Source organism: Cohnella caldifontis (assembly GCF_029360585.1).
In the GTDB taxonomy this organism is placed as follows: Bacteria; Bacillota; Bacilli; order Paenibacillales; family Paenibacillaceae; genus Cohnella; species Cohnella caldifontis.
In genome coordinates this window covers 268,742-282,466 of the sequence record NZ_JAQZSJ010000004.1, presented here as the reverse complement: position 1 = coordinate 282,466, position 13,725 = coordinate 268,742, and the positions used below count along the sequence as shown (strand labels likewise).

Below are 13,725 nucleotides of genomic sequence, written 5' to 3'. Positions count from 1 at the left end.
AGGGGCCACAGCTGGTTAAGCTTGCCGCGCAAGCTTAACCCCCGCTAAAGCGTGGGGCAACAGCTGGTTAAGCTTGCCGCGCAAGCATAATCCCCGCCAACGCCTGGGACAACAGCTGGATAAGCTGGCGGCGCAAGCATAATCCCCGCCACCGCGTGGGGCAACAGCTGGGTAAGCTGGCCGCGCAAGCATAAACCCCGCCAACGCCTGGGACAACAGCTGGATAAGCTGGCGGCGCAAGCATAATCCCCGCCACCGCGTGGGGCAACAGCTGGGTAAGCTGGCCGCGCAAGCATAAACCCCGCCAACGCCTGGGACAACAGCTGGATAAGCTGGCGGCGCAAGCATAATCCCCGCCCACGCGTGGGTCAACCGCTGGTTATGCTTGCCGCGCAAGCATAATCCCCGCCAACGCGTGGGCAACAGCGGGATAAGCTTGCCGCGCAAGCATAATCCCCGCCAACGCATGGGACAACAGCTGGTTAAGCTTGCCGCGCAAGCATAATCCCCGCCAACGCGTGGGGCAACAGCTGGTTAAGCTTGCCGCGCAAGCATAATCCCCGCCAACGCGTGGGGCAACAGCTGGTTAAGCTTGCCGCGCAAGCATAATCCCCGCCAACGCGTGGGGCAACAGCTGGTTAAGCTTGCCGCGCAAGCATAATCCCCGCCACCGCGTGGGGCAACAGCTGGTTATGCTTGCCGCGCAAGCATAATCCTCCGCCCCTCTGGGTAAACGGGTTCCAATGGTCATGTTCATTTGAGAACAGGATTGAGGATGTTCGTGGGAAAGTGGCTGAAAAGTGACTTCAGAGGCACGAATCAAAAATACCGTCAGGGACGAATTTTTCCCTGACGGTATTTCTTGGATGCTGCGATTAAAGGGAGGTGTTCCCTTACTCTCGTCCGTTTTCCGAAGGACCGTCAGAGATGAATAACGACCTAACGGATTTTCTTAAAAGGATTCAGTTGTAATAAGGATCTTCTTCCGGGACGAGGCCCGATAAATCGTTGTTGTACGGTGCTTCCTCTTCCTCGTGCTCGAGCTCGGGCAGGTCGTTGTTGTACGGATCTTCCTCGGGAACGAGGCCGGGCAGGTCGTTGTTGTACGGATCTTCTTCCGGGACGAATTGCGGCGCGTCGTTGTTGTACGGGGCTTCCTCGTCGATGTCCACGTAAACGGCTTCGTCATCGTGTGAGGGAGCCGAATAAAAATAGGAGTCGTCCGACGACCGCGGCGTCGCCGGTGAAGCGGAAGACGCTTGGGCAGCCGCCTGCTGCCGCTTGAATTGGGAAGGCTTCAGGTTGGCCCCGTCCGCCGCCTGCTGGCCGGCGTTCTTGATCTCGCCGAGCACCTGGTCCTTCTTGCCGTGCATCGCGCGCATTTGCGATTCGGCCGTCTCCGGGCTGTGGTTCTGGTATCCGAGCAGTTCCACCGCGGACGCTTGCAGCGCTCCTTGTCCCTGGGACTTGCCGACGAATTCGACGCCGAGCTGCTCGACGGGCACGTTGTTCTTCTCCAGCTGCTGGACCGCTTGCATCATTTGCTTGGAGCCGGGCCGATAATGGCCGCTTGTGTCCGACACGAGCTCTACCTGGCCGTCCCGTACTTGCATTTCCCCGGCTCCCGCGACGTCTTCGCCGCCGAGAAAGCTGGAATGGTGGAACCGTTCCTGGGTGCTTTCGCCGGATTCCTGGGCTTTCTTGCCGCGTTCCACGTTCTCTTTGATCGCGTCCGCGGTGTAGATCTGCCCCTGGCCGTCCATGGCGAAAATATGCCGGTCGCCCTTCGCCCCGATCGCGGCAGGCCTGTCCGCTCCGATCGTGTTCAGCGCGGAGCCGTCGGCGTTGCGCATCTTGCCTTGTTCGTCGAATTTGCGCGCATAGGGTTCGCGCTTCTCGTCCGTATCGGCGTAGAAGGTTTTCGAGGGAAGGGAAGTCTTCATATGCGGGTTCGGCCGTTGCACGCTCGTGTCGAAGCTCGTCATGCCCGAAACCATGGACTTCATGTCGAATTTGGGGCCCGAATCCTCCGATTCTTTCTCTTCGGATTCATCGAATCCGAATTCCCCGACATCGACATAGGTTCCGTTCAGCGCCGAATGTTGGGGTACGACATAACCGTCGCTAGCCACGGAACCCGCCAGGGGGGAAGAAGGTTTGGCGCTTGCAGGCGCAGCGGAGCTGCTTGGCCCGCCCGTGACCGGCAAAACTTGATAACCGTTGCTTGCGGCGGGACTGGGCGCGGCCGAACCGCTCGGCTTCGCGGATTGCTGCGACACGAGATATCCGTTGCTTGCCGTGGGACCTGCAAGGGGCGAAGAAGGTTTGGGGCTTGCAGGTGCAGCGGAGCTGCTAGGCCCGCCCGTGACCGGCAAAACTTGATAACCGGTGCTTGCGGCGGGACTGGGCGCGGCCGAACCGCTCGGCTTCGCGGTTTGCTGCGACACGAGATATCCGTTGCTTGCCGAGGGACCTGCAAGGGGCGAAGAAGGTTTGGCGCTTGCAGGCGCAGCGGAGCTGCTTGGCCCGCCCGTGACCGGCAAAACTTGATACCCGTTGCTTGCTGCGGGACTGGGCGCGGCCGAACCGCTCGGCTTCGCCGATTGCTGCGACACGAGATATCCGTTGCTTGCCGTGGGACCTGCAAGGGGCGAAGAAGGTTTGGGGCTTGCAGGTGCAGCGGAGCTGCTTGGCCCGCCCGTGACCGGCAAAACTTGATACCCGTTGCTTGCTGCGGGACTGGGCGCGGCCGAACCGCTCGGCTTCGCCGATTGCTGCGACACGAGATAGCCGTTGCTCCCGACGGGACCCGCCAAGGGATCGATATATCCGTCGCTAGCAAGTGCCGCCTGATTGCCGACCGTTTGCTGCAGCTCGAGTTCCTGCCGGTGGGAACCGAGAGAAATGGCGCCGCTGCGGCCGCGTCCCGGCTTCGCGCCGATGAACGGGGCCCTGCCTCCTGATATCGCGTTGCTCCGTTCCCTGGGCATGGGAATCCCCTTTCCGAATTCACGTAATGGACAGCCGTTTTTTCCTCATGTTTCCATAGTACGATGATTCGACTTTTTGCGCAATGATCGCCGTGGAAGGGTCGGGATGTTATACTAGGGACACTTGAAAGGAAGGAGTATCGACTGACGGATGATCAAAGCGGTTATTTTCGACTTCGACGGAACGATTCTGGATTCGGAGACTTGCGGGTACGAGGCGTTTTGCGACCTATACGCCGAATACGGGCTGGAACTGCGGTTGGAAGAGTGGGCGCTGTGCATCGGAACGCATGGCGGGCCTTTCGAGCCATATGACGAGTTGGAGAAGCGCTCCGGCCGAAAGTTGGACCGGGCTGCGCTGAAGGACCGTTACGAAACGGAATTGATGAACCGATCGCTGAAAATGGAACTGCTGCCCGGGGTTCGGGAGACGCTCGAGGAAGCCCGGCAGCTTGGTTTGCGGATCGGGCTGGCGTCCAGTTCCCACCGGGACTGGATTGACCGGCACTTGGAGGAGAAGGGGATCCGCGGGTTTTTCCAAACGATTCAAACGGCGGACGACGTGGAGAAGGTGAAGCCGGATCCGGCATTGTATCGTCAAGCGGCGGCCGCGCTCGGCGTCCGGCCCGAGGAAGCCGTCGCGATCGAGGACTCGCGGAACGGCTTGCTTGGCGCCAAAGCTGCCGGCTTGAAGGCGGTAGTGGTGCCGAACCCGATGACCCGGCATATGGACTTCGAATCCGCGGGGGTCGATCTGGTGCTGGATTCGTTGGCCGGCCGCAAGCTCCGCGACATCCTGGCGCAGCTTGAATCCGCGGAGAACGCGCGATAATGACTCTGGAGGCTTAGCCGGGAATGGATGGGGGGACTTGGGCCGGTTTTCTGGGAACGGCGATCCTGCTGACCCTGATGCCGGGGCCGGATATTCTATTCGTAGCGGCCCAAAGCGCGTCCGTCGGCCGCAAAGCCGGCTCGGCGGTCGCGCTCGGACTGTGCACCGGACTGTTCGTCCATATCGCGGCCGCATCGCTCGGCGTATCGGCTGCGGTTTACCGATCGCATGCCGCGTTTTTGACGGTAAAGTGGCTTGGCGCGGTGTACTTGTTTTATTTGGCTTGGCAAGCCTGGCAATCATCCCGGAAGCCGAAGGACGCTGCGGGGGAACAATCCGAGGACAGGGCGGGGAACGAGACGGAGGCCGGCCGGATGCTTCGTTTCGGACAGTTGTATCGACGGGGAATCTGGATGAACGTGCTGAATCCGAAAGTCTCGCTGTTCTTCGTGGCGCTGCTTCCGCAATTCGTTACGGCCGAGGGGGGCGCGGTACCTTTACAGATGGCGATGCTGGGGGCAACCTTCCTCGTGCAGGCGTTGATAATCTTCCATGCTGTTGCGTTCGCTGCCGGCAGTATGGGCAGAAAGTGGATTCGCGGGGTCGCGGCGCATCGCCGGACCGCTCAGGTCCAGGCGATCATTTACGCGTTGATCGGAGCGCGGTTGCTGGTGCCTCATTTGCCGTAAGCCGAAGATTCGTGCATAACGGACCAATGACCGCCCTTATGAGGGCGGTCATTGGCGTTATCGCCGGCATTAAGGGGTGTAAGTTCCTCTGGATGTGGTCATCCCGGGAAACGAACCGCCGGGGAATGTGCCGCCGGGGAACGTGCCTCCAGGGAAGCCGCCGCCGGGGAACGTCCCGCCAGGGAACGTCCCGCCAGGGAACGCGCCGCCCGGGAACATACCGCCGGGGAACGTCCCGCCGGGGAACGTCCCGCCGGGGAACGCGCCGCCCGGGAACATACCGCCGGGGAACGTCCCGCCGGGGAACGTCCCGCCAGGGAACGCGCCGCCCGGGAACATACCGCCAGGGAACGTGCCGCCGGGGAACGCGCCGCCCGGGAACATACCGCCAGGGAACGTGCCGCCGGGGAAGGCACCGCCCGGGAATGCGCCGCCGGGGAAGGCACCGCCCGGGAACATGCCACCCGGGAACGCGCCTCCAGGGAATGTGCCACCCGGGAATGTGCCACCGGGGAACGTACCGCCCGGGAATGCACCGCCGGGGAAGCCTGCTCCGGGCGACAGTCCGGGGAATAATCCGCGGTTTTGCGGCTCGGACTCCTTATGATGCAGTTGGACTCTTTCCGGATTCGGCACGGCGGCCGCTTGGGCCTTGGCGGTTCTGACGGAAGTTTTCGAATCGCCGGCTGATTTGCGAGATTGCGATTTGAATTCGGCCGGACGCGTTTTGGGCATCGTTGCTCCTCCTTTGGGGTTAGGCGAATGCTGGTGATACAGGATATGCGCCCGCCCGGATTCGGTGAATGGAGGAGGATCCGGCCCTGCAAAAAGAAAATGGGCTCACGGCGTTCGCCGCAAGCCCGTCAAGAAAATATATTGAAAAGGGGGGTCATGTTTGTATTGTAACCCCCCAATATGAAAGAATGATGAAGGTTATATTACGGTTGCGTTACAAAACGGAAAGCGCTGTCTCCGAGCTCAGGCCTTCCGATGGCCGCTCCAGGACATTTTGCGGATTTCCGAAGCGGTGCGTCCCGTCTTGATGAGGCGCGCCAAGTGATGGGACGTTTTGGCAGGCGGTCAAACAAGGCGCCGAGAAAGCGGCTGCCGAGTTTGGCGTCGAGATCACGTTCGAAGGCCCGGAGACGGAGTCGCAGGTCGACAAGCAGCTGGAGATGCTGCAGGTGGCGTTGGATAAAAAGCCGGACGCCATCGGCTTCGCCGCCCTCGACAGCCAGGCCGCGATCCCGCTGCTGCAGAAAGCCAAAGACGCCGGCATTCCGGTCATCGCATTCGATTCCGGCGTCGACAGCGATATTCCGTTGACCACCGCGGCGACGGACAACGTAGCGGCGGCGCTCGCAGCGGATAAAATGGCGGAGCTGATCGGCATCGGCTACGAAACGGTGAAGGCGGCCGTGGCGGCGATCAAAGGCGAGAAGGTGGAGAAAAACATCGATACGGGCTTCTACTGGTACGACAAGACGAACCTGGACGACGAGAAGATCAAGGCAGTGCGGTACGAGTAATTCGGATCCGTTCGTTCTATAGGAATAGTTTCGTATTAAAGGAACCCCGGAAAGAGGCCGCTCTGCCTCTTTCCGAGGTCTTCTCCGCGTTCTTGCTCATTCGAAATTCGGCGGATTCGCGGTTTTTTGCGGAAAATCGACTGCCTGTTTTACAGTCGCTGCTCGTTCGAATCCTTCTCCTGCTCCCGCATGCGGGTCATCTGCTGCCAGACGGAGCCGGCGGCTTCCTCGCCCCGCTCGATCCGGGCGACGGCCATCTCGGCTTGCAGCCGGACCTCGAATTCCCGCTCCTCCGCGGCAACGCGGCGGAGCGCCTCAAGCGCCGACTCGTCTCCGGCTTCGTACAGGAACCGCGCCGCGCGCCAGCGCACCAGCTTGTTGGGGTCTTCCAGCGCTTCGATCATGGGCCCGATCGCGGCCGGGTCGCCGAGATCGGACAGCGTGTCGCCCGCCGTCCGCCGGACCGCCGCCGAAGCATCCTTCAGCGCGGCGAACAGATAAGGCATCGTTTCCGGCGTCCGGAGATCGCCGAGATAGACGACCGCCAGCCTACGGACGGACATCTGATCGTCGCGCAGCGCTTTGGCGATGACGGGCAGATCCGCCGGTTCCGGCTTGAACCTCTCCAGCGCGGCATACCGTTCCTTCCATTCCGGGGAATCCAGCGCCCGGTCCACTTCATCCGCGCCGAGCGGCGCGGGAGGGGACGGAGGCGGCGCTTCGGGGCCGGCTGCCTGGGCTTGCCGGATCAAATCCCGCAGCCGTTCTTCCGTATAAGCGGCGTCCAACTCCCGGATGACCTCGTCCAGAATTTCCTGCGGCTCCCCGTATCGGACGCCATATTCCTCCAGCTTCCGTTCGCGGATCATGGTCGCGCCCGCGGCTTCCGACACCGCCTGCCCGAACCGTTCCGGCATCGCCGCGCGGGATTCCTGTCCTCCGCTCCGTACCCGGATTTGGATCGGGATGCCCCGGTACATTTGCACGAGCACGTGCGCCTCCCCGAAGCCGCCGGCCTCCGGTGCCGCCGCGCCTGCCGCGCCTTCCCCCGAAGCCCCGAAAATTTCCCGCACTTCCTGCAAAATCACGGCCCAGTCGGCATTTCCTTTGCGGTCCAGGGCCAGGAAGTCCGCGGCGTGGAACACGCCCTTCACGCCGGGAATCCGCAGCAGCCGGGCGATGAGCGGCGGCGCTTGCTCTGCCTGTTCGGCGCGATAATCGCGGCGGACGCCAGCCTCCAGCTTCTCGTCCAGATTCAGCTTCATCGAATTCGGGCTCGGCGTCGGCTCGATCGACAACAGTTTCATTTTCGCTCGTTTCTCCTTTCCGCACGCTCTTTCCTTAACAATACCTCATTTCGCTCCGGTTGCCAAAATGGAGCGGGCATCCGACCATGAGCCGAGGCCCGCTCCGTGCGGGGAGCGCCGCAGCGTCAACGATCATCATTTGCTGCCGGCCATACACTTTTTGATCCCGGCAGGAAACGCGGGAATCCATTGCGAATATATCGTCGGCGAACGCGAAACCAACAACAAAGAAGGGAACAAAATGAAAACACTCTTGAAACGGAACCGGCCTGGCTCCATATTCGTGAAAGTGCTCTACTCCTATCTTCTGATCATAACGTTGCCGATGATCGCATTCGGCTGCGCCGCCTATTACTGGCTGACGAACACGATGGAAAAAGAGACTTACCGCACTTACGCCAACGTATTGGAGGATATCCGCAACGAGATCGACCGGAACTTCCAGTCGCTCAACACGTTCGCCGTGCAGCTGTCCTATATGCCGTGGCCGGTCAAGTTGATGAACATGGAAGGCGACAGCCTCGGCTATGACCGTCGGGACATCCGTTAACGGCATTCGGATCGTGACGGAAACAATCGCACGCCTAAAAACCGAAAGCCATACCGCAATTAAGGTATGGCTTTCGGTTTGCATGAAACCATACATCATTCAAGGAGAAACGTCGTGGAACACATCTATCCCTGTTTTGCACTGCATTATGAAAGCTACATTCGTATTTTGCTCAGCGTCTTGCTGGGATTCGTAATCGGATGGGACCGCGAGTCGAAGAGTAAACCCGCCGGGTTAAAGACCTATATGTATGTGAGCTCCGCAAGCGCGCTCATCACGATTATTTCCATTCAAAGCGCGGGGGCTTACAGTACGTTATATAAAAATACGATGATGGATCCTATGCGCTTGGCCGCCCAAATCGTGACCGGACTCGGCTTTATCGGAGCCGGTCTCATTTTAAAGGACGGGCTTAAAGTCAAAGGACTCACTTCCGCCTCCATGATCCTGTTCGTCGGCGGATTAGGCATCGGAATCGGAGCGGGTTTCTACGGCTTTGTTTTTTTCGCGGCTGCCTTGTGCATGTCGATGGCCCGAATCGCCAATTTTATCGAGAAACATAAGTATCGAAAAATACAACCGGGGAAGATAGGGGAGTCAGACGCCAACGGCTATGAGTAACCATGATCAACCGGGAATATATACGGCCCTTACTCGGGCCATGCCCGCGTCCTTCGGGCGCCGCCGCGCCGACCTTCATTGGTTGCCGGCGGAACTCCCTCGGCACCAACGCCTCCAACGCTCCTTCGCTTAAAGTACGCTCTCCTTTATCCGCCCGCGGCTTGGTACATTCGCTTGTTTCCTGCTATAGTATGAATGAGCACAGTCATCGGAGGGATTACATGCGCAAGCAAAGGTTCCTGCAGCGCTTCGGCAACCTCGATTCCGCCCATGTCAACCATGCTCCCATCAAGCAAGTCGGGCGCTGGAGCGCGGAAAGGCTCAGCCGGATCCGTTCCAGCCGGGATTACAGCGAATGCGTCCCCAACGTCGAGCCCGATCTGGCTTTCCTGCAGCACAACCGAAGCGAACCGTCCGTCACCTGGATCGGCCACTCCACCTTCCTGATCCAGCTCAGCGGACTGAACATCGTGACCGACCCCGTATGGGCCAGGCGGATGGCCTTCCAGAAACGTTTATCCCCGCCCGGTATCGAGCTGTCGGACATGCCGGCCGCGGACGTCGTGCTCATCTCGCATTCCCACTACGACCACCTGCACATGTCCTCGCTGCGTCGGCTGAGGGGAGACAAAAAACTGCTCGTGCCGGCCGGCCTCCGGTCGAAGCTGTTCCTCCGCGGGTTCAAGGACACGGTCGAGCTGCACTGGTGGGAGGACGAGAGGTGCGGCGGCGTGACGTTCTCGTTCGTCCCGGCCCAGCACTGGACGCGCCGGAATCCTTGGGACAAGAATTTGTCCCATTGGGGCGGATGGGTGATGCAGCCGGACAGCGGCCCTACGATCTACTTCGCCGGGGACAGCGGTTATTTCCGGGGATTCGGGGACATCGGCCGCCGCTTCAAGATCGACGTGGCGCTCATGCCGATCGGCGCTTACGATCCGGAGTGGTTCATGTCGGCGCAGCACGTGAGCCCCGAAGAAGCGCTTCGGGCTTTCCTCGACCTGAAGGCGAAATATTTCGTGCCGATGCATTACGGTTCTTTCAAACTGGCCGACGATACGCCGAAGGAAGCGCTGGACCGCCTGGAGGCGGCCAGAGACCGCATGAACATTCCGGAAGACCGGCTGTTTCTCCTGCAGCATGGAGAGACGATGCGTTTTCATAAAGGCAATGACGATAATGAAGCAAAGGATGGATCCGATTCATGATTACCGTTAACGGCGTGAGCCTGAGGTTCGGCAAGCGCCCTCTGTTCGAAGACGTGAACATCAAATTCACGCCCGGGAACTGCTATGGCCTGATCGGCGCGAACGGCGCCGGCAAGTCGACGTTTCTCAAAATCCTCTCCGGAGAGGTCGAGCCGACCAGCGGCGAAGTCTTCATCGCGCCGGGCGAACGGATGGCCGTGCTGAAGCAGAACCATTTCGCCTATGACGAGTTCCCGGTGCTCGAGACCGTCATCATGGGCCACGACCGCCTGTACGCCGTCATGAAGGAGAAAGACGCCATTTACGCCAAAGACCCGTTTACCGACGAAGACGGCATGCGGGCGGGCGAGCTCGAAGCGGAGTTCGCCGAAATGAACGGCTGGGAAGCCGAGAGCGAAGCGGCCGAGCTGCTGAACGGCCTCGGCATCACGACCGACCTGCATGACAAGAAAATGGCGGAGCTCGGCGGCAACGAGAAAGTCCGCGTGCTGCTCGCGCAAGCGCTGTTCGGCAACCCGAACATCCTGCTGCTCGACGAGCCCACCAACCACCTGGACATCGAGTCGGTCCGCTGGCTGGAGGACTTTTTGTCGCGCTTCGAAGGCACCGTCATCGTGGTCTCCCACGACCGGCACTTCCTGAACCAGGTGTGCACGCACATCGCCGACATCGACTTCGGCAAAATCCAGATGTACGTCGGCAACTACGACTTCTGGTACGAGTCCAGCCAACTGGCGCTCCAGCTGATGCGCGACCAGAACAAGAAGAAAGAGGACAAAATCAAGGAGCTGCAGGCGTTCATCCAGCGCTTCTCCGCGAACAAGTCCAAAGCGAAGCAGGCGACCAGCCGCCGCAAGCTGCTGGATAAAATCACGCTTGACGACATCAAGCCTTCCAGCCGCAAATATCCGTTCATCAACTTCAAGCCGGAGCGCGAGGTCGGCAAGCAGGTCGTATCCGTGGAAAACGTCTCGGCGACGGTGGACGGGGAGAAGGTGCTCGATTCCGTTTCGTTCGTCGTGAACAAAGGCGACAAAATCGCGCTGGTCGGGCCGAACGGCTTGGCCAAGACGGTGCTGTTCCAGATTCTCATGGGCGAACGCGAACCCGATTCGGGCTCGGTTACCTGGGGCGTCACGACGACGGCGGCGTATTTCCCGAAGGACAACGCGGCTTACTTCGACGGCGTGGAGCTGAACCTCGTCGAGTGGCTCCGCCAGTACTCGAAGGACCAAGACGAGTCGTTCATCCGCGGGTTCCTCGGCCGGATGCTGTTCTCCGGAGACGAGGCTTTGAAAAAGGCGTCGGTGCTGTCCGGGGGCGAGAAGGTGCGCTGCATGCTCTCGAAAATGATGCTGTCCGGCGGCAACGTGCTGCTGCTCGACGAACCGACCAACCACCTCGACCTCGAGTCGATCACGGCGCTCAACAACGGACTCATCGATTTCGACGGCCCGATCATCTTCACCTCGCATGACCACCAGTTCGTCGAGACGATCGCCAACCGGATCATCGAAATTACGCCGAACGGCATCATCGACCGTCTGATGACCTATGAAGAGTACCTGGAACATCCGGAAGTGAAGGAACTGCGCCTGCGCATGCTTCCGGCTTAAGAAGAAGCCCGTCTCCATCGTGGAGGCGGGCTTTCTCGTCATTATTGCAAACCGTATATTCTGTCTTTCTCGTTGGCAGGCGGGATGCCCCCATCGAAATTGCCTTCCAAGATCAGCTTCCCGTCAGCACTGAACCATTTGCCTTTCCCGCGGGGTGAATCATTGGCGAATTCCCCTGTGTAATACCTTCCGTCGGGAAAGTAGTAGGTTCCCGTTCTCATGTGGCCGTACTCGTAGACGCCGTCAAATTCAAGTTTGCCGTTCGGGTAGTACGCCTTGCCTCCTCCCCATTTGACGCCTTCCTGAAACTCGCCTTCGAACTGTACCTTGCCGTTCGGATAATACGTTTTACCGTAGCCTTCCAGCACGCCGTTTCGGTGTTCCCCCTCGCTGCTGACATAGCCGGCTTTGTTGTAGGTTTTTCCGTACCCGTGGCGGGCGTTCTCGGAAAACTCTCCCTCGTAAGAGAGGAACCCGTCCTTATAGTATTTGCCTTTTCCTTCGTACATGAGATTTTTCCACTGTCCATCATACACCAGCACACCGTGATCATATTGCTTGCCGGTGGTGCGTTCGCCGTCTTCGAATTCTCCGTCATAGGCCAGCGAACCATCGCCGTAATAATATCGGGAATGCCCATGCGGCAGCCCGTCCCGGAATTCGCCGATCATGATGTCCTCACCCGGCATGCCGAGTACGGCGCTGCGGCCGAAATGAATGGTGCCGAGCCCGGTTACTTCATTGTCAACAAATTCGGCATCGTACCAAAGGGTGCCGTCTTCGCGGTAAAGCTTCCCTTTGCCGTTCATTTTGCCGTCTTTCAACTGACCTTCATACCGGAGCGTACCATCCGGATAATAGAGTTTTCCTTCCGTGCTGCCATCGTAGATATAAACCGCGGGCAAATTGCCGTCCCAGATCGTTTGAAGCCCCGTAGCTTCACTGATGAATCGCAGCGGCACGAAGGTGGAACCGTTTTTGATGATTGGCGCGACGGCGAGCGTCGCGGTCTTCCCGTTCACCTTGGCCTGCCGCTGATCAACCGTCAAATCGATCGTCAAATTATCCTTGCTGCCGGTGATCTTCCGGCTTTTGGCGTCCCATTCGATGGCGAGGCCGAGCTTTTCGAATATGGGCCGGAACGGAACGAGCGTATTGCCGCGGTCCAGGTAGGGAGCGGTCTGAAAATCCACGGCTTCACCTTGGACGAACACCCGGATCGGCGGTTTGCCCGTCGGTGCTTTCGGCGCCGGGATCGGCTTTACACTGGCAGGCACGGGAACTTCTACGTCCGGATCGGCATACGAGGCGGCGGCGGGATTCGCTCTCACGCCTGCCGAATCCACGTCTTCTTGCTCGGTGTATGCATAGAATGGCGATAGGCCGCCATACAGGCTTTTGGAATAGATATTGAATGAAAGCAATTGGTCATATTCCGGATATACGGTCTCTGGTATTTTTAGATTATAAGAAGAAGCGCCTTTCGGCACAGTGCCCACGTAAATAAAGTAGTTTGAGTTTAAATCAAACTCCATGTATACCTCGTAGCCGGTAAGGCGGGATTCGTCCGGAGCGGGCTTCCAGGTCAGCGTGCCTTTGATTTCATTCCGGTACGGATTTTCGTCTTTGAATACGGCCTTTTGCGCGGTGTGACTCCCTCGGTAGGGAACCGATTCCCAGATCTGATCGACGCCCAGCGCGTGCTGAAGCTTGTCGTCCGACGCGGCATAGACGGCGATGCCGATCGCGTTAGCCGGATAAGGGATAGGGTCACCCTCAAAATTCATGCACGCGTACGTCTCGCCCTGGAACGGGCAATTCGCGTAATCTCCTTTATGCTCGATATTGGTGATCTTGGCAATCGGTTTTTTCTCTTTGTCCACGAGATAAAACACCAAATCGCTGATTTTTTGCGCATCGTTGCGTTGGTAAACGACGAATTTCGCTCTGAGTGTTTTGTCGAAATTGATTTCGGTGTAGTCGACCCGCAGGTCATATGGCAGATGCCGTACCGCGTATCGTTCTGCATTTTGCGCAAACGCTTTTTGTTCCGTTGGTACCCAGGCCATTGCCAATAATAATATAAAAATCGCGATACCCAACCGTCTCATCCGAAAATCCCCTCCAACGTCAAATAACCTTGCCGCATGCCGTCAGGCCGTGCAAGGTTAAGGGACGCTTCATCAGCGCAAAAAAAGCAGCGGATTCGTCCGGTTTACCTTGGCGACCTGGCGGTCATACCCTGTCCCTGACAGGGCTGCAGACCCATGGCTTTGCGTCATTTCCTTTCGGAAATTTTGCCTTTTCATGTAAAATGGCGTCGCTGCGCGAGCTATTTCCAGTATAGTAAAATTCTCGAAAGAGACAAGACGGCGCCGGAAGG

The 13,725-nt window shown here is 59.1% G+C and carries 9 protein-coding genes, 1 pseudogene and 1 riboswitch; of the genes and pseudogenes, 7 read left to right on the top strand and 3 right to left on the bottom strand.

The features are described 5' to 3' along the window. Positions 1-962: 962 nt before the first annotated feature. Entirely contained in the window at positions 963-2,990 is a 2,028-nt protein-coding gene (locus tag PTZ19_RS09535; RefSeq protein WP_276353987.1) for a hypothetical protein, read from the bottom strand. Between the two features lie 151 nt (positions 2,991-3,141). Here PTZ19_RS09535 and PTZ19_RS09530 point away from each other — a divergent pair, with 151 nt between their 5' ends. The 3 genes and pseudogenes from PTZ19_RS09530 to PTZ19_RS09520 all read left to right on the top strand — a co-directional run. After that, positions 3,142-3,822, top strand: a complete 681-nt coding sequence (locus PTZ19_RS09530) for an HAD family hydrolase (RefSeq protein WP_276353985.1) — start codon at positions 3,142-3,144, stop codon at positions 3,820-3,822. Positions 3,823-3,845: 23 nt separating this feature from the next. Then, entirely contained in the window at positions 3,846-4,511 is a 666-nt protein-coding gene (locus PTZ19_RS09525; RefSeq protein WP_276353984.1) for a LysE family translocator, read from the top strand. Between the two features lie 1,067 nt (positions 4,512-5,578). Continuing rightward, positions 5,579-6,040: pseudogene (locus PTZ19_RS09520) on the top strand (substrate-binding domain-containing protein); the annotation flags it as partial. Between the two features lie 149 nt (positions 6,041-6,189). Here PTZ19_RS09520 and PTZ19_RS09515 read toward each other — a convergent pair. Continuing rightward, positions 6,190-7,347: a conserved virulence factor C family protein gene (locus PTZ19_RS09515; RefSeq protein WP_276353983.1), complete on the bottom strand. Its 1,158-nt coding sequence runs from the start codon at positions 7,345-7,347 to the stop codon at positions 6,190-6,192. Positions 7,348-7,588: 241 nt separating this feature from the next. Here PTZ19_RS09515 and PTZ19_RS09510 point away from each other — a divergent pair, with 241 nt between their 5' ends. The 4 genes from PTZ19_RS09510 to PTZ19_RS09495 all read left to right on the top strand — a co-directional run bounded on the left by PTZ19_RS09510 (position 7,589) and on the right by PTZ19_RS09495 (position 11,342). Then, positions 7,589-7,897: a hypothetical protein gene (locus PTZ19_RS09510; RefSeq protein ID WP_276353982.1), complete on the top strand. Its 309-nt coding sequence runs from the start codon at positions 7,589-7,591 to the stop codon at positions 7,895-7,897. Between the two features lie 114 nt (positions 7,898-8,011). Continuing rightward, entirely contained in the window at positions 8,012-8,518 is a 507-nt protein-coding gene (locus PTZ19_RS09505; protein ID WP_276353981.1) for an MgtC/SapB family protein, read from the top strand. A gap of 221 nt (positions 8,519-8,739) precedes the next feature. Beyond that, positions 8,740-9,726 (top strand): MBL fold metallo-hydrolase, encoded by a 987-nt coding sequence (locus PTZ19_RS09500; protein WP_276353979.1) that lies wholly within the window; start codon positions 8,740-8,742, stop codon positions 9,724-9,726. Further along, entirely contained in the window at positions 9,723-11,342 is a 1,620-nt protein-coding gene (locus PTZ19_RS09495) for an ABC-F family ATP-binding cassette domain-containing protein (protein ID WP_276353978.1), read from the top strand. The genes PTZ19_RS09500 and PTZ19_RS09495 overlap by 4 nt, the downstream gene beginning before the upstream one ends. A gap of 41 nt (positions 11,343-11,383) precedes the next feature. Here PTZ19_RS09495 and PTZ19_RS09490 read toward each other — a convergent pair whose 3' ends face one another. Then, positions 11,384-13,453, bottom strand: a complete 2,070-nt coding sequence (locus PTZ19_RS09490; protein ID WP_276353976.1) for a stalk domain-containing protein — start codon at positions 13,451-13,453, stop codon at positions 11,384-11,386. Positions 13,454-13,561: 108 nt separating this feature from the next. Continuing rightward, positions 13,562-13,654, bottom strand: a riboswitch (cyclic di-GMP riboswitch). Positions 13,655-13,725 lie beyond the last annotated feature (71 nt).